At 68.2% G+C, this 17,592-nt stretch carries 11 protein-coding genes; 7 read left to right on the top strand and 4 right to left on the bottom strand.

Features of this window, described 5'->3' with window-relative positions:
* Position 1: 1 nt before the first annotated feature.
* Genes solA through NL241_RS31380 form a run of 4 tightly spaced genes read left to right on the top strand, consistent with a single transcriptional unit; the run spans position 2 to position 4,992 of the window.
* Positions 2–1,126 (top strand): N-methyl-L-tryptophan oxidase, encoded by a 1,125-nt coding sequence (solA, locus tag NL241_RS31395; protein ID WP_494396015.1) that lies wholly within the window; start codon positions 2–4, stop codon positions 1,124–1,126.
* Positions 1,123–2,478 (top strand): NtaA/DmoA family FMN-dependent monooxygenase, encoded by a 1,356-nt coding sequence (locus NL241_RS31390; RefSeq protein ID WP_494396014.1) that lies wholly within the window; start codon positions 1,123–1,125, stop codon positions 2,476–2,478. Before solA ends, NL241_RS31390 begins: the two co-directional genes overlap by 4 nt.
* The gene (locus NL241_RS31385; RefSeq protein WP_494396013.1) at positions 2,475–3,863 is read left to right on the top strand and encodes an NtaA/DmoA family FMN-dependent monooxygenase; all 1,389 of its coding nucleotides are present in this window, start codon (positions 2,475–2,477) and stop codon (positions 3,861–3,863) included. Before NL241_RS31390 ends, NL241_RS31385 begins: the two co-directional genes overlap by 4 nt.
* Positions 3,856–4,992, top strand: a complete 1,137-nt coding sequence (locus NL241_RS31380) for an acyl-CoA dehydrogenase family protein (RefSeq protein WP_494396012.1) — start codon at positions 3,856–3,858, stop codon at positions 4,990–4,992. Before NL241_RS31385 ends, NL241_RS31380 begins: the two co-directional genes overlap by 8 nt.
* A gap of 6 nt (positions 4,993–4,998) precedes the next feature.
* On the opposite strand, the gene NL241_RS31375 is transcribed toward NL241_RS31380, so the two are convergent.
* The 4 genes from NL241_RS31375 to NL241_RS31360 are packed head-to-tail and all read right to left on the bottom strand — an operon-like array spanning position 4,999 to position 8,865.
* Positions 4,999–6,036 carry an ABC transporter ATP-binding protein gene (locus NL241_RS31375; protein WP_494396011.1) on the bottom strand — a complete coding sequence of 346 codons (1,038 nt, stop codon included), beginning with the start codon at positions 6,034–6,036 and terminating at the stop codon, positions 4,999–5,001.
* Positions 6,033–6,857 (bottom strand): ABC transporter permease subunit, encoded by an 825-nt coding sequence (locus NL241_RS31370; protein ID WP_494396010.1) that lies wholly within the window; start codon positions 6,855–6,857, stop codon positions 6,033–6,035. Before NL241_RS31370 ends, NL241_RS31375 begins: the two co-directional genes overlap by 4 nt.
* Positions 6,854–7,744, bottom strand: a complete 891-nt coding sequence (locus NL241_RS31365; protein ID WP_494396009.1) for an ABC transporter permease — start codon at positions 7,742–7,744, stop codon at positions 6,854–6,856. Before NL241_RS31365 ends, NL241_RS31370 begins: the two co-directional genes overlap by 4 nt.
* Complete coding sequence (locus NL241_RS31360) at positions 7,741–8,865, bottom strand: ABC transporter substrate-binding protein (RefSeq protein ID WP_494396008.1); 1,125 nt, start codon at positions 8,863–8,865, stop codon at positions 7,741–7,743. Before NL241_RS31360 ends, NL241_RS31365 begins: the two co-directional genes overlap by 4 nt.
* A gap of 316 nt (positions 8,866–9,181) precedes the next feature.
* On the opposite strand from NL241_RS31360, the gene recC reads away from it, so the two are divergent.
* From recC to recD, 3 genes are read left to right on the top strand one after another with little or no spacing between them, the layout of a single operon-like run.
* Positions 9,182–12,484, top strand: coding sequence for an exodeoxyribonuclease V subunit gamma (gene recC, locus NL241_RS31355; protein WP_487690567.1), 3,303 nt, complete (start codon positions 9,182–9,184; stop codon positions 12,482–12,484).
* A complete protein-coding gene (locus NL241_RS31350) occupies positions 12,481–15,783 on the top strand; it encodes a UvrD-helicase domain-containing protein (protein ID WP_494396007.1) in 3,303 nt (1,100 codons plus the stop codon). The genes recC and NL241_RS31350 overlap by 4 nt, the downstream gene beginning before the upstream one ends.
* The gene (recD, locus tag NL241_RS31345) at positions 15,780–17,531 is read left to right on the top strand and encodes an exodeoxyribonuclease V subunit alpha (RefSeq protein WP_487690570.1); all 1,752 of its coding nucleotides are present in this window, start codon (positions 15,780–15,782) and stop codon (positions 17,529–17,531) included. Before NL241_RS31350 ends, recD begins: the two co-directional genes overlap by 4 nt.
* Positions 17,532–17,592: the final 61 nt, after the last annotated feature.

The following is a 17,592-nucleotide window of genomic DNA, read 5'->3' as shown; positions in this document are numbered from 1 at the left end:
CATGACCAACCGGTACGACGTCGCTGTCATCGGTCTGGGGGCGCTTGGTTCGGCGACGGTCTGGGAGCTGTCCCGCCGTGGCCTCTCGACGCTTGGCGTGGACCAGTTCCCCGTACCCACGGCGCTGGGCTCCACCCACGGCCGCACCCGGTTGTTCCGGAAGGCGTGCCTGGAACATCCGGCGTTGTCGGAGTACGCCGTGCTGGCACAGCAGCGATTCCGTTTGCTCGAACAGTCCACCGGCGCTTCCCTTCTCGATATCACCGGTGGTGTCACCATCGGTGACCGGGAGTCCGAGAGTGTGCTGGGATCCCTCGCGGCGGCCCGCCGGGTCGGTGACGAGCCCGAGGTGTTACCGGCGCCGGACATCATCCGGCGGTACGGCCAGCACGCGGAGATCCGTGCCGGTGACGTGGGTGTGGTCGACCCCGGCGCGGGAATCGGCTATCCCGAACGCTTCGTCTCCGCCGCGCTGACCGCAGCCCGCGGCGCGGGGGCCGAGATCCTCGAAGGGGTGCGGATCTCCGATATTCGCTCCGGGGCACGCGGTGTCGAGATCGTTGCCCCCGCGGCGAGGTGGGTCGCCGACACTGTGGTGATCTGTGCAGGAGGGTGGATTCCGCGATTCCTGCCGGATCTGCCACTCGAGCCGGTCCGCACGCCCATGACATGGTTCACCGGGACGGCACAGCATTCGATAGAGGATCTCGGGATCTTCATCCGCGAGATCTCGCCGGCCCACCTGCTGTGGGGTCACGGTCACACCGGGGACGGTGTGGTCAAACTCGGTCTCAACGATGTTGGTGTGCCCCGGACACGCATCGACCCCGACGAGTTCGACCGCGGTGTCAACGCTTCCGACAGCTCTGCGATCAGTGCGACGGTGGCGCAGTACCTGCCGGGGGTGGATCCGGTGCCGCACCGGGTCGACCCCTGCATGATCACCAGGACCCCGGACGGTCAGTTCGTGGTCGGCCGGATCTCCGGCCAGGTGGTGGTGGCGGGCGGCGACAGTGGGCATGCGTTCAAACACGCGCCCGCGATCGGCGCGTTGGTCGGTGATCTGGTGATCGACGGGCGGAGCGACCTCGAACACGGATTTGTTGCCCCGGAGCGGTTTTCATGACGACTCCGTTGATCTGGAACGCGTTCGAGGGCGCCTCCGCGGGAAACATCCAGCAGGGTCTGTGGGCGCACCCGCGCGATGACCGGCTGGGGTTCGCCACCATGGAACACTGGCTGAACCGCGCCCGACGTTACGAGGCGGCGGGGTTCGACGCCGTGTTCTTTCCCGACGTCCTGGGCGTCTACGACACCTATCGCGGTACTCCCGACATCGCGATCGAGCAGGCTGTCGAGTTCCCGGCGCTCGATCCGGCTGCCCTGATTCCGGCGATGGCAGCGGTGACCACCCACCTGGGCTTCGTCGTCACTGCGTCCACCACCTACGAGCATCCGTTCCCGCATGCCCGTCGGTACTCCACCTTGGACCACCTCACCGCGGGCCGAATCGGATGGAACATCGTCACCTCATATCTGCCGTCGGCGGCTCGCAACTTCGGTATGCGGCAGCAGCTCTCGCACGACGAGCGTTACGACCGCGCCGATGAGTTCATGGAGGTGGTCTACGGGCTGTGGGAGCACAGCTGGGCCGACGGGGCGGTGCTGGCCGACCGGCAGCGGCGGATCTACGCCGACCCGCGTCTGGTGCGGCCGATCGATCACAATGGGCGGTACTACTCCGTCGCCGGACCGCATCTGGTAGGGCCGAGTCCGCAGCGCACCCCGGTGTTGTTCCAGGCGGGCACCTCAGGACGCGGCGTGCGCTTCGCGGGGACCCACGCCGAGGTGATCTTCGTCGGCGGTGACACCGCAGAGGCACACCTGCGCGCGCGTGACCAGATCACCGAAGCCGCCGTCGGCGCGGGACGCGATCCAGCCGATGTCCGACTGATCGGCGGTTTGCAGGTGATCGTCGGCGCCACCACGGATCAGGCCGAGCGCCGGGCAGAGGAGTACGTCAGCTTTCTGTCCGCCGAGGGATCTCTGGCGCACTGGTGCGGGGTCAGCGGTCGCGATCTGTCTGCCCATGACGACTCGACGGTATTCGCCGACGGGAACACCGATCACGTGCAGACCCAGGCCCGGCGGTTCTCGGCGTCCGGTACGCCCAGGACCGTGGGCAACCTCAAGGCGCACTTCGGCACTCTCGGGTCGTATGTGCAACCGATCGTGGGCACCCCGGAGGATGTGGCCGACGAGATCACTCGAAGGGCGGTGGCAGGTCGGCTCGACGGGTTCAATGTGCAGCCGGTGGTGTCGCCGGAGACGCTCGATGATTTCGCCGAACACATCGCGCCGCGACTGCGTGAGCGCGGATTGATGCGCGAGGGTCCCGCCGACCCGGTGCTGCGCCGCCGATGGTTCGGCGATGCCCGGCTGCCGTCCCGGCACCCGGCTCATGAGGTGGGCGCATGACAGAGCTGAAACCGCTGGTTTTCAACGTCTTCGACGAGGCCTGCGTCGGGTTGCGGCCGCACGGGCTGTGGGCACATCCGCAGAACACCCGGTTGCAGGTCGGCAGCCTCGACTACTGGCTGCCGCTGGCCCGGTTGTGTGACGACGCGCTGTTCCACTCGCTGTTCCTCGCCGATGTGCTCGGTGTGTACGACACCTACGGCGACTCTCCGGACGCCGCGATCGAAGGCGCGGTGGAGTTCCCGGTCTACGACCCCACGGTGCTGATCGCCGCGATGACACCGGCCACCCGGCAGCTGGGCTTCATCGTGACCTCGTCCACGAGTTACGAGCCGCCGTTCTCCCTCGCCCGCCGGATGAGCACACTCGACGCCATCTCGGCGGGCCGGATCGCCTGGAACGTGGTGACCTCGTATCTGCCGAACGCCGCGCGTAATCACGGACTTGCAGACCAACTCGAGCACGGCGCCCGCTACACCATCGCCGAGGAGTACCTGCAGGTCTGCTACAAGTTGTGGGAAGGCAGTTGGGATGACGACGCCGTCGTTGCCGACCGGACCACCGCGCGATACGCCGACCCGACGCGGGTACGCCGAATCAACCACGTGGGCCGGCATTTCAAGGTCCAGGGGCCTCACCTGGTGCCGCCGACGCCGCAGCGCACGCCGGTGATCGCGCAGGCGGGCAGCTCCACGCGCGGCATCGACTTCGCCGCCGCCAACGGCGAAGTGATCTTCCTGCATGCCGCCGATCCGCAGCAGATCGCCGACTACACCCACGCGCTCTACACCAGGGCCGAACACCATGGCAGGCCGCGAACCGACTTGCATCCCGTCGTCGGCCTGACCGTGATCGCGGGCAAGACGCGCGCCGCCGCCCAAGACCGCTACGACGAGTTCTCCCGGTGGCAGAACCTGCGGGCACACGAGGTGCATTTCGGTGGCGCCACCGGTTTCGACCTGTCGGGGATGAGCGATGACGAGCGCATCGCCGATACCACCTCCAACCACGGCAAGGGTGCCGCGGCGCAGTACACCGGCCAGGGAAAGCTCACCATCGGCGATATCCGCCGCCGGTTCAATACCCTGGGCAACGGGACGGTGAACATCGTCGGCACACCGGCGGAGATCGCCGACGAGATCACCCGCTACGTCACGCAAACAGGTGTGGCCGGATTCAATCTGTACTCGGTGGTCGTGCCCGGATCCATCGAGGAATTCGCCGAACTCGTCGTGCCCGAGCTTCAGCGTCGCGGTCTCTACCGGGACTCGGCGCCGAAGGGGACCATGCGGGCGGCGCTGCAGGGAGTCGACCGGCTCCCGGACAGCCATCCCGCCGCCCGATTCCGTACCTCAGATCGAAAGGAGCCCGACAACCGTGGGTGACAACTGGCTGGCCATCGCCGAGGAGACCCGAGACCAACTCGACCAGGTGGCGTTGGACGCCGATGCCTCAGGCGATTACGCCGAGGCGCGGGGAATCCTCGAACGCTCGGGCCTGCTGGGACTGCGGGTCCCGACGGAGGCGGGCGGCCCGGGCGGCAGCCAGTACGACGCCGTCGAGGTGTGCCGCATCCTCGGCTCCGCCGACCCCGGCATCGCGCAACTGCTGCAACCGCATTACGGGTTCACCGATGCGGTGAGCATGCTGGGGTCGGCCCAGGCGCGGGAACGGGTGTATGCCGATGTGCTCGCCGGCAAGCGGCTGGCCAACGCGGCCAGCGAGCGGTCCGGAAGGCACAGTGCAGATTTCAGCACCCGATTCGTTCGCCAGTCCGACGGCAGCTACCGCGTGTCTGGTACCAAGTACTACGCCACCGGTTCGATCGACGCGGCGTGGTTGACGGTGATGGCCGGCGACCAGGACGGCGTGCTGGTGATGGCGTACCTGCCGGTCGACTCGCCCGGTCTGGGCATCATCGACGACTGGGAAGGCATGGGGCAGAAGGGTAGTGCCAGTGGCACCGCGACCCTGGACGAGGTCGCCGTGCCGGCCGAGTACGTCTTCACGTGGTCGGAGCAGACCCGCCCCAAGGCGTGGGCCGAGGCGGGCAGGTTGGTTCACGCCGCCATCGACATCGGCATCGCCGAAGGCGCGGTGCGTTACGGAGTGCGGTCAGTGCTGGCCACCAACCGGGTGCCGTTCGAGCTCGCCCAATACAGCAGCCTGGCAGACGATCCCGTGTTGAAGTACCTGGTGGGGCGTACCGCCGCGCAAATCAAGGCGGTGGCGGCGCTGCAGCGGGAGGCGGCACGGACCCTGGACCTGGCGCAGAGCAGCCCGGGTGATACTCACCTGCCGGAACTGCGCGCCCAACTGGCCGCAACCAAGGCGCTGGCCGTCGAGGTGGCCAACCAGGCCAGTAGCGACATGTTCAGCTGGACCGGGGCGCGTACCGCATCGGAAAGCTTGCGGGCCGACCGGTTCTGGCGCAACGCGCGCACCCACACCCTGCACGACCCGGTCCGGCAGCGGTACATCGACCTCGGCACCGCGCTGCTACAGAATACGTAGAGCCGATCAGCTCTCCCGGACCACAACCGGTCCGGGAGAGATACGCAGGTGAATCTCGCTACCCGGTGGGGGTGCGTCGTCGGACGGGTGCTGCACTTGCAGTGTCAGCGGGGAGTCCGCGAGTTCCACCGTGGTTCGGCTGAATGATCCGAGGAACGAGGTACCGGTCACTGTTCCCCGGAAACCATCGGCGTCGATCAAGAGTCGTTCGGGCCGGAGGTACACGTCCACCACCGTGCCCGCCACACCGCCGTCGGCCGCCGTCGGCAACTCGGTACCCAGCACCTCGACGTGCCCGCTGCGGCTGATCCGGCCGGGCACCGCGTTGGTCAGACCCACGAACTGCGCGACGAAAGCTGTTGCAGGACGGTGGTAGAGCTCCTGGGGCGCGCCGACCTGGGCAATCCGGCCGTCGTTGAGCACTGCCACCCGATCCGCGATGCTGAGCGCCTCCTCCTGATCGTGGGTGACGAAGATGGCGGTGATGCCGAGGCGGCGCTGCAGCTCGGAAATCTGCTGGCGCAACCGGACTCGCACCTGTGCGTCCAGTGCCGACAGCGACTCGTCGAGCAACAGCACTCGTGGTTCGGTGACCAGTGCCCGCGCCAGCGCGACCCGCTGCTGTTGGCCACCGCTGAGTTGGTGGGGGTAGCGGTCGGCCAGGTGTGCCAGGTCCACCAGGTCGAGCCCGGCCAACGCGTCGGCCCGGGCCTGTCTGCGGTCCCGGCCGCGGGCCCGCAACCCGTACTCGACGTTGGCCGTCGCGGTCATGTTCGGGAACAGCGAGTAGGACTGGAACACCATCCCGAGATCGCGTTTGTTGGTCGGTATGCCGGTGACGTCATCCCCGTCCACCAGGATGCGTCCGGCGGTAGGCTGCTCCAACCCAGCGAGCAGCCGTAGCGCCGTCGTCTTCCCGGAACCGGAGGGGCCCAGCAGCGCCACGAACTCGCCCGGCGCGACGTCGAGGTTGAAGTCGACCAGCGCTTCGTGCTTGCCGTAGCGCATCCCCACGCCGACGAACTGGACGTGCCCGCCGGTCATTTCGCCCTCTCCGCAGCCGGGCCGACAGGGGCGCCGGCCCAACTGCCGATCCGGTCGGCGATCACCAACAAACCGAAGACAAACGTGAGTGCCAAGAGAGAAAACCCCACGGAGACATATGGACTCTGATAGTTCACCACCGCGAGCGCCGTCTGCATGTTGGTGCGGTTGAGCAGCGAGGCGATGGCGAACTCACCCAGCACCACGGCAATGGCCATGAGCACGGTTGCCGACAGCCCGGCGCGCAGACCGGGCACCGCCACCCGCAGCAGGAACCCGAACCAGCCGGCACCCAGGGTGCGACTGGCTTCGCTGAGCAGTCGCAGATCTGCCGCTGCCAGACTGGAACTCAGCGCCCGGTAGGCGTACGGCAGCACGGTGATGCCATACGCCAGCCCCAGTGACCACACCCCGGTGCCGAACATCCGCCCGATCTCGCGGTAGATCGGCGCCCATCCGACCACGAGTACCACGGCCGGTAAAGCCATGGGAATCAGGCAGATCGCCTCCAGCACCCGCGACAGCCGCGGCACGGCCACTTCGACGAAGATGGTGGTGGGAGCCACCACCAGGAGGACGATCGCCACGGTGACCACCACCAGCACCGCCGAGTTCTGCAGACCGACACCGATGACGGCGAACTGGCTTGCGTTGTCGCCGGAGAACATTCGCTGCCAGTTGGCCAGACCGTACCCGCCGGTCGCCTGGTCGCGCAGCGTGAACTCCAGCATCGACAACAGCGGTAGCGCGAACAGGAATCCGACACCGCCCAGGATGACCCAGCGCCCCGTCCGGCTCGGGCTGATCAGCGGCCGGCTCATGTCTGCCACGTGCGGGCCCGCCGCTGCACCAGGGCATAGACCACCATCGTCACCGTCATCACGACCATCATCGCCAACGCCAGAACACCGGCCACATTCGCGCGGCCCAGCACGGTCTCACTACTGAGCGCCAGCCGGATCTGCAGCGGAACGATCGGCGAGGCCTGGCTTATCAACGCCGCGGCGGTGGCGTACGAGGAGAAGCCATTGGCGAACAGCAACAGCAGGGCACCGAGAAAAGACGGAAACAGCAACGGAATCGCCACGCGTCGCCAGAACATCCACCGGGTGCCGCCCAGGGTCAGGTTGGCTTCCGCCCACTGAGGCCTGAGCAGCTGCATGGCGGGATAGAACACGATGACCATCAGCGGGATCTGGAAATACAGGTACGGCAACACCAGACCCCGTAGTTCGTACAACCAGACGCCGTCGGCATAGAGGTCGACGCCCAACTGGTGACTCAACAAAGTCGTCACCGTTCCGGAGATCCCGATGGTCGCGATGAACGCGAACGCCAGCATCACCCCGCCGAACTGCGCCAGCACACTGCAGGCCGCGTTGACTCCGCGCAAGATGAAACCGTCTGGCCGTAGCCCGAGTAACGCGTAACAGACCAGCGCCCCCACCACGGCACCGACCACGGAGGTGACCGTTGCCAACCAGAGCGAATTCAGAATCGTGCGCCAGATCACCGGTTCGGTGAGCGCCGAGAGATTCTGGGTGGTCCAGTGGCCGTCGTCATCCTGGAAACCGGACAGCAAGGCGATGCCCGTCGGAATCGCCAGGAACAACAGCACATAGGCGGTGAAAGGGAGAAGCCCGACGGTGGTGCCCAGGGCGACGGTCAGACCGCGGACCCTACTGCTGGTCGTCCTCGGATGACTCAACCGACAGCTGCCGCCCACTCTTTGTTGACGAGTTCGCCTGCCTTGGTGGCCTGCTCGACTGTGGGAATCACGAAGTCGGCCGGCTCCGGCGGCAGTGCGGCCTGCGCGGCCTGGTCGATCTCGCCGCTCTCGGTCAGAGCGGCTGCGATCGGGCTCCGGGCGCCCGACTGGATCCACAGGTTCTGCACCTCGGGGGTGTACAGGTATTCCTGCCACAGCCGCGCCGCCGCCGGGTGCGGAGCGTCTTTGTTGATGGCCTGGTACAGGAAGCTGCCGTACGCGGTGCCCTCGGGGATCACGACCTTCCAGGTCGGCACGTCACGTCCGTACGAGGCGTTCGAATAGTCATAGGAGATAACCACTTTGGTCTCCCCGGAGGTCACCGTGGCTGCCCCGGGTTGCACGCTGACCAGGTTACCCGCCTGCTTGAGACGTGCGAAGAAGTCGATGCCCGGCTGGTAGTCGTCGAGCGTGCCACCCTCCTGCAGGGTGGCCAGGCCCACGCCGGCGAGCCCGACCGCGTTCTTCGTCGGGTCGCCGCTGATGGCGGTGCCCTTGTACTCCGGCTTGAGCAGGTCGGTGATCGTGGTGGGCGCCGGGATGGTCGCCGAGTCGTACCCGATCGACATGTAGCCACCCTCACAGGCCACGAACCGGCCGTCGGGATCCTTGAGGCTGTCGGCGAACGAGTCCCACTGCTGATTGCGGTACTCGGCGAGAACGTCGATGCTCTGGTGCGCCACCGTGTCACCGATGTTGAACACATCGGGCGCGGTGTCGAGGCCCTGATTGTTCTTGGCGGCGGCGATCTCGTCGGCGCTGGACGCCTCGGGTTGCAGTTCGTTGACCTTGATTCCGTACTTCGACGAGAAGTTGTCGATGATGGTGCCGTAGTTCGCCCAGTCACGAGGCAGCGCGATCACATTCAGCTGACCTTCGGCCTTGGCGGCTTCCACCAGCTGGTCCATGGAACCGAAGTCGGTGAGGCTGGTGGCCTCGGAGGCCTTCTTGCCCGATGCGGTGGTCGAATCGCTGACGCCACCGCCCCCGCTGCACGCAGACACCACTGATGTCACGAGCAGGGCAGCGGACGCTACCGCGGTGACTTTGGCACGCAACATCAAAACTCCACTCCAGAGAGGTTTGCCCAGAACCGTCCACAGTCGGGCGTATCCGCCGCCTGCAACAGCTGCGCAGGCGCAGAAATCAACGCGCGGAGTTTATGGCGGGGTGCTCGCCCGAGACAGTGTAGAAATCATGCGGATGCAAACACTTGCGATGTGTTGTCGCAGACTGTGGAGAGGTGTCGGCCGGGAAGGTGAGACCTACCGCACACACTCTAGGTAAAGCCGGCCCGCCGCACTGTCAGAACAACACAGTTCTGCGCGGTCGGTCGTTTTGTAAGTTGGGTCGACGGTGTCGTGGCGAAGGGGGCCAGTGGCGTTTCACATCCACCGCGCCGAGCGGACGGACCTGCTGGCGGACGGGCTCGGCGAACTGTTGTCCACACCTTTGGCCGACCCGTTCGCCGAAGAACTGGTGCTGGTTCCGGCGCGCGGCGTCGAACGCTGGCTCAGCCAGCGGCTGTCCCACGTGCTGGGGCGGTCCGGGCTTTCCGACGGCGTGTGCGCCGGGGTGGCGTTCCGTTCGCCACGGTCCCTGATCGCCGAGATCACCGGCACCGTCGACAACGACCCCTGGGCACCGGACGCGCTGGTGTGGCCGCTGCTGCACGTGATCGACGCGCACCTCGACGAGCCGTGGTGCCGGACCCTGGCGGCGCACCTCGGGCACTTCGACACCGGGGAAGAAGCCGCACTACGCCAGGGCAGGCGGTATGCGACGGCGCGGCGGCTGGCGGGGTTGTTCGCCTCCTACGCCGCGCAGCGGCCCCGGCTACTGCGTGACTGGGGCACCGGCGTCGCCACCGACGGCACCGGTGAGGACCTCGACGCGGACCTGAGTTGGCAACCGCAGCTGTGGCGTGCCCTGTGCCGGCAGGTGCCCGGCCCGACGCCCGGCGAGCGGCATGTGCGGACGCTGATGCGGTTGCGCACGGCACCCATGGACCTGCCCGAGCGGCTGTCGCTGTTCGGCCACACCCGCTTGTCGGCCACCGACATCGACTTGCTGGAGGCGCTGGCCACCCACCACGATCTGCACCTGTGGCTGCCCCACTCCAGCGATGCGCTGTGGCGCGGCTTCACCGGCAGTGCCGGGCCCATCGCCCGGGCCGACGACGACAGCCACCTCGGCGCCCACCATCCGCTGCTGGCGACGCTGGGGCGCGATCTGCGGGAGTTGCGCCGCAGCCTGCCCGTCGCGGGGGTGAGCGACGAGTACATCGGCGGAAACCAGCACCGGCCCGACACAGTGCTCGGCTGGCTGCAGGCCGATATCGCGGCCAACGCGGTCGATCCGCGTGGCCGGCGCCGCCGACCCGACGATCGGTCGATCCAGGTGCACAGCTGCCACGGCCCGGCCCGACAGATCGATGTGCTGCGTGAGGTGCTGCTGGGTCTGCTGGCCGACGACCCGTCACTGGAACCGCGCGACATCCTGGTGATGTGTCCCGACATCGAGACCTACGCGCCGCTGATCGTGGCGGGCTTCGGGCTCGGTGACATCGCCGGCGAACGGCATCCAGCGCACCGGTTGCGGGTGCGTCTGGCCGATCGTGCTCTGGTGCAGACCAATCCGCTGCTGGGGGTGGCCGCGCAGGTGCTCAGCCTGGCCGACGGACGTGCCACCGCGAGCGAGGTGCTCAATCTCGCCGAAGCGGCCCCGGTGCGGGCGCGGTTCCGGTTCACCGACGACGACCTGGAGTCGGTGACGGCGTGGGTGCGTGAGTCCGGTATCCGGTGGGGGATCGACAAAGGTCACCGCGCGCGGTACGGGCTCGACAAGTACGTGCAGAACACCTGGCGGTTCGGCACCGACCGGGTGCTGGCCGGTGTGGCGATGTCCGATGACGCGCAGGCCTGGCTGGACGCCACCCTGCCTCTCGACGACGTGGGCAGTGACAAGGTAGAACTCGCCGGCCGGCTCGCTGAATTCCTGGACCGGTTGACCGCGGTGATCGACGCCTTGGCCGGGACCCGGCCGCTCGACGAGTGGATCACCACCCTGGGCGAGGGTGTCGCCCTGTTGACCCGGGCCGACGGTGACGACAGCTGGCAGACCGGACAACTGCAGCGCGAATTCGCCGACATCCTGGACCGGGCCGGCGATCACGCCGCCATTTCTTTGCAGCTCAAGGACATTCGCGCGCTTCTGCACCGGCAGCTGGCGGGCCGGCCCACCCGGGCCAACTTCCGCACCGGCACACTGACGGTGTGCACCATGGTGCCGATGCGCTCGATTCCGCATCGAGTGGTGTGCCTGGTGGGTCTCGACGACGGGGTGTTTCCCCGTATCGATCTGGCCGACGGCGACGACGTGCTGGCCCGGGCGCCGCTCACCGGTGAACGCGACATCCGGTCCGAGGATCGGCAGCTGTTGCTCGACGCGGTGATGTCGGCGACCGAGAAACTGGTGGTCACCTACACCGGCGCCGACGACTACAGCGGCCACCGGCGGCCACCCGCGGTGCCGCTGGCCGAGGTGCTCGACGTCCTGGACCTGACCACCGAGGAACCGATCCGGGACCGGATCATCGTCGAACATCCGTTGCAGCCCTTCGATGTTCGGAATGTGACCCCCGGAGAACTGGGGGTGCCGACACCGTTCACCTTCGATCCCACCGTGTTGACCGCGGCCACCGCGGCGGCCGGAGCCCAGGCCGAACCTCCCACGTTCCCCCAGGGTCCGTTGTTGCCGCGTGCCGGTGGGGACATCGCGCTGGCCGACCTGATCGCCTTCGTGAAGAACCCGGTGCGGCGGTTCTTCCGCACCCTCGACATGGCGCTGCCCCGCGAGGAAGAAGGCATCGAGGACGCGATGCCGATCGAACTCGACGGCCTGCAGCGCTGGCAGGTCGGCGAGCAGATGCTGTCGGATCTGCGGCGGGGCAAGGATCCGCGGTGGGTCCTCGACGCCGAATGGCGGCGAGGCACACTGCCGCCGGGCCAACTCGGCTGGCGGTTGGCCAAGGAGATCCGCGATCAGGCGGTGGTGCTGGCGCGGGCCGAAGCCCCGTTCCGCGGCAGTGCGCCGCACGCCGTCGACGTCGACCTCGATCTGGGCGCGGGGCGCAGGCTGACCGGCACGGTGCTCCCGGTCTACGGCGACCGGGTGGTCGCCACCACCTTCTCCAGACTCGACGGCAGGCACCTACTCGAACCGTGGGTGAAGATCCTGGTCCTGGCCGCTGCCGACCCCGGACCCGAGTGGTCGGCGGTCTGTATCGGCCGCGGCGGTGACGGCGTGCTGACCCGGATCCTCGGGCTACCCGCCGAAGGTGCGCCGACCGTACTGAAAAGCCTTGTGGCGCTGTATGACGCGGGATGCTGTGAACCACTGCCGCTGCCGATCAAGACCTCGTATGCGTGGGCGGAGAACCGGCTGCGCGGCCGTGATCCATGGCAGGCCGCACTGCGCATGTGGCGTAACAAGTACGGCGGAGACCACGAGGACGAGGCCATCGTGCGGGTCTGGGGCGGCCCGCCGGCGCCCTTCGACGCGCTCACCACACCGCCCCGCGAGGGTGAGGAGACGCCCGGCGAAGACACCCGGCTGGGAGCTTTCGCCGCCCGGCTGTGGTTGCCGTTGCTGCGGGCCGAGCGGAAAGGCCGTCCGTGACAGACAGATTCGACCTGCTCGGCCCATTGCCCACAGCCGGCTCGACCACCGTGCTGGAAGCCAGTGCCGGGACCGGCAAGACCTTCGTGCTGGCCGGTCTGGTCACCCGGTACCTGGCCGAGGGTGCGGCCACCCTCGACGACATGCTGCTCATCACGTTCAGCCGGGCGGCCACCGCCGAACTGAGGGAACGGGTGCGCGACCAGATCGTGGCCGCGGTCGCGGCATTCGACGGCACCGGCGCCACCCCCGACACGGCGCTGCTCCGCCACCTGCTCACCGGTACCCCGGCGCAACGACAGGCCCGGCACCGGCGTCTGCGTGATGCGTTGGCGGAGTTCGATTCTGCGACCATCGCCACCACCCACGAGTTCTGTCGCCTGGTACTGACATCGCTGGGGGTCGCCGGAGACAGTGACGCCGGGGTGTCTCTGGTCGAGGACCTCGGTGACCTGGTCCGCGAGGTCGTCGACGATGTGTATCTGCGCCGGTTCGGCAGCCAGACCGCAGACCCGGTGTTCGATCGGGCCGCCGCACTGCGGCTGGCCACCGCGGTGGTGGAGAAGGCCGGAACCGAGCTGCGGCCCGCCGAACCGGCACCGGGCTCAGTGGCACAGGCCCGCGTCGAGTTCGCCCGAGAAGTGCTGGCCGAACTCGAGATCCGCAAACGCCGTCTGGGCATCTTGCATTTTGATGATCTGCTCAGCCGGCTGGCCGACGCGCTGGCGCCGGAGGATTCACCGGCGCGTGAGCGGATGCGGAGGCGGTGGAGCATCGTGATGATCGACGAGTTCCAGGACACCGACCCGGTCCAGTGGCAGGTGGTGGACCGGGCTTTCCGCGGGCATTCGACGCTGATCCTGATCGGTGATCCCAAACAGTCCATCTACGCCTTCCGTGGCGGTGACATCGACGCCTATCTGGACGCGTCGCGCACGGCCGGGACCAAGTTCACCCTGGCCACCAACTGGCGAAGCGACAGCGCGCTGGTGGACAGCTTGCAGGCCGTGCTGCGTGGTGCCGCACTGGGTAGTCCGGAGATCCTCGTGCATGACGTGGACGCCGCCCACCAGGGCCACCGGTTGGCCGGCGCACCGAACAACGCGCCGTTCCGGTTGCGAGTGATCAGCCGCGCGTCGCTGGGATTCGCACGCGGCCAGAACATCCCGATCGACGATGCACGCAGACACGTGGTGGCGGACTTGGCCGCCGACGTGGCAGCCACCCTGGCAGCGAAGCCGACGTTCGGTGAACGCGCACTGCTCGCCGGTGACATCGCGGTGATCGTCGAGAGCCATGCCGATGCGCGCCGGTGCCATACGGCGCTGACGGCCGCAGGGGTACCCGCCGTGTACACCGGCGACTCCAACATCTTCTCCTCTGAAGCGGCCACGGAATGGCTGACCCTGCTCGACGCCTTCGATCAGACCCATCGCAGTGCGCTGGTGCGGGCGGCGGCCACCACCTCCTTCTTCGGCCGGACCATCGAAGACCTGGTGCAGCATGGTGAATCGCTGACCGACGACGTCGCCGACGTGCTGCGCCAGTGGGCCGACCATGCCCGGGAACGCGGTGTCGCCGCGGTGTTCGAGGCTGCCAACGTGGCCGGCATGAGCAGGCGGGTGCTGGCCCGGCGGGGCGGGCAGAGAATGATGACCGACCTGGCGCACGTCGCTGAACTACTTCTGGACGTGGCCCACCAACAGCGCCTGGGGATTCCGGCGCTGCGCGACTGGCTCCGTGAGCGGTGCGCCGAGAATCGCCGTGCCGAGCGGAACCGGCGACTCGACAGCGACGCCGCCGGCGTGCAGATCATGACGGTCTGGGCCAGCAAGGGATTGCAGTTCCCGATCGTCTACCTGCCTTTCAACTTCAACCGTTACGTCGGCAGTGACGATGTGGTGGCCTACCACGACCAGCAGGGGCGCCGCTGCCTGCACATCGGCGGTGAGAGTGCCGACGATTTCCATGACGCCGTGAATGCGGCCCGTGCCGAGGACACCCAGGAGCGGCTACGGCTGGCCTACGTGGCGCTCACCCGGGCGCAGTCCCAGGTGGTGGTGTGGTGGGCTCCGACCAAGGATGAGGTCAATGCCGGGCTGTCCCGCCTGCTGCGGGGGCGCACCCGCGGTGAGGCCGAGGTGCCGGATGCCTGCCGGCGGGGAATCACCGACGAGGATGCCCTGGAGTGCTTTTCGATGTGGTCGGCCGAAGGTGGCCCGAGCGTCGAGGCGTCGGTGATCGCGGCCGCGGCTCCGGTGCCGCCCGCCGCCGTGCCCACCGGTTTGGGTGTGCGGCACTTCCACCGCGGTATCGACCTCGGTTGGCGACGGACGTCCTATTCGGCCCTGATCCGGGTGTCAGATGCTCCCGGGGTCACCAGCGAACCGGAGGCCGGCGGCAAAGAGGATGAGCCGGAGGAGATTCCGGCCGCGGCGCCGTCGACCGAGTTGGGCACCGATGTGGCCTCACCGATGGACGAGTTGCCCGGTGGGGCGGCGTTCGGTTCGCTGGTGCACGCGGTGCTGGAGACCGCCGACCCGCAAGCGCCGGACCTGGCGCAGGAGTTGACGCGAGAGGTCGACAGGCACGCCGCATGGTGGGGTGTCGAGGCCACCGCCGAGGCGGTGGCCGACGCGCTGGTCGCGGTGCACGACACCCCGCTGGGGCCGTTGCTGCCGGGCCTCACCCTGCGGGAGGTGGCGCTGTCGGACCGGTTGTGCGAGTTGGACTTCGAGATGCCGCTGGCCGGTGGTGACCTGGGCCGCACGGCGGCCGGTGAACCGTCACTCGCTGATGCCGGTGTACTGCTTGGCCGGTACCTGCACGCCGATGACCCGATGGCCGGCTACGCCGCCCGGCTCAGCGGTCCGGTGCTCGGCGGGCAGTCGCTGCGCGGATATCTCACCGGCTCCATCGACGCGGTGCTGCGGGTGCGCGTCGAGGACAACCCCCGCTATGTGGTGGTGGACTACAAGACCAACCGCCTGGGTGAGCCGGGCCGTACGCTGACCGCGGCCGACTACGGCCCGCCACAATTGGCGGCGGCCATGCTGCATTCCGACTACCCACTGCAGGCCCTGCTGTACTGCGTTGTGCTGCACCGGTTCCTGCGGTGGCGTCAGCCCGGTTACGATCCGGCGCGGCACCTGGGGGGCGTGGCTTATCTGTTCGTGCGGGGTATGTGCGGGCGGGAGACGCCGTTGTTCGGCGGGCATCCCGCAGGCGTGTTCAGCTGGCAGCCGCCCGCGGATCTGGTGGTGGCGCTGTCGGATCTGCTGGACGGAGGGGTGTCGTGACCGTCGCCGAACTGGACGACCCGCAGGACTGGCGCCGGGTTCGTTGCGCGGCGGGGCTGCTGCGGGTGTTCAACGACGCCGGTGTGCTGGAAGCCGCGGACGTGCATGTCGCGACCCGGCTCGCCGAGCTGGCCAAGGACACCGACGAGACGGTGGCACTTGCGGTGGCGCTGGCGGTACGGGGGCTGCGGTCGGGTTCGGTGTGTGTCGACCTTCGCACCGTGGCTACCGAGATCGATCCCGAGTTGCCCTGGCCGCAGAGCACCGAGTGGCTGGCGGCGGTACAGCGCAGCCCGCTGCTCGGCACTCCGCCGGTGTTGCGGCTCTACGGCGGGAGCCTGCTGTACCTCGACCGCTACTACCGCGAAGAAGAACAGGTGTGCGCCGACCTGCTGGCCACCCGCGGACAGCAGGTCCCGGTGGACGACGCGGCTCTGGCCGCCGGGCTGGACCGGGTGTTTCCCGCGCCGAAATTCGTCGAACAGCGCGCCGCGGCGCAGATCGCATTGTCGCAGTGGACAACTGTGCTGACCGGTGGACCCGGTACCGGTAAGACCACCACGGTGGCCGGTCTGCTTGCCCTTCTGGCCGAACAGGCGGAGCTGGCGGGCCTGACCCGGCCCCGCATCGCGTTGGCGGCGCCCACCGGCAAGGCCTCGGCACGGTTGCACCAGGCCGTGCAGTCCGAGATCGACAAGTTGGAGCCGCAGGACCGGGAGCGCTTGGCGGGTCTGCAGGCGGTGACCCTGCACCGGCTGCTGGGGCGGCTGCGGGAGACATCGGCGCGCTTCAGGCATCATCGCGGCAACCGGCTGCCCTACGAAGTGATCGTCGTCGACGAGACGTCCATGGTGTCGTTGACGATGATGGCCCGGCTGCTCGAATCTGTCCGCCCGTCAACCAGACTCATCCTGGTGGGCGATCCGGATCAGCTGGCGTCCGTGGAAGCGGGAGCGGTGCTGGCCGACCTGGTCGACGGGCTCGGCGCCCGGCCGGATCTGCGGGTCGCGGCCCTGCACACCTCGCACCGGTTCGGGGCGGACATCGGTGAATTGGCCGACGGTATCCGGCGCGGTGACGGGGATGCCGTGCTGGAGCTGCTGCGCGCCGGCGGCCCGCACATCGAGTACGTCGAGGCACCAGAACCCCACGCCGCCCTGCGTGAGGTGCTGGTGCCGCACGCTCTGGCCGTGCGGGCGGCCGCGGCGCGCGGTGACGTGACGGGTGCGCTGGCGGCGCTCGACACCCACCGGCTGTTGTGCGCGCACCGGGAGGGCACTCATGGTGTGCGGCACTGGAACCGGCAGATCGAGCGGTGGCTCACCGAGGAGACCGGTGATGCGTTGTGGACAAGCTGGTACGTGGGCCGCCCGGTGTTGGTGACGGCCAATGACTACGGCTTGAAGCTGTACAACGGCGACACCGGCGTGGCGGTGCTCGACGGCGACACGTTGCGGGCGGCCATCGGAACCGCGTCCGGGGTACTGCAATTCGCCACCAGCCGGCTCGCCGATGTCGAGACCATGCACGCCATGACCATCCACAAGAGCCAGGGCAGCCAGGCCGAGGAAGTCACCGTGCTGCTGCCGCCGGACGATTCCCGGCTGCTGACTCGTGAGCTGTTCTACACCGCGGTCACCCGGGCCAAGGCGCGGGTGCGGGTGGTCGGCACCGAGGCCGGGGTGCGGGCCGCGCTGGAGCGACGGGTGGTGCGGGCGACGGGACTGCGGCAACGGCTGGCGGAGTGAACCGTGCCGAAACCGACGAAATGCCGGTTTCCACTCACTCATAGTCAAGTGGTTGAAGAAA

This window comes from Mycolicibacterium sp. SMGY-1XX, from assembly GCF_059132455.1.
The sequence above is the reverse complement of the archived record's forward strand: the minus strand, read 5'-3'. Positions and strand labels throughout refer to the sequence as shown.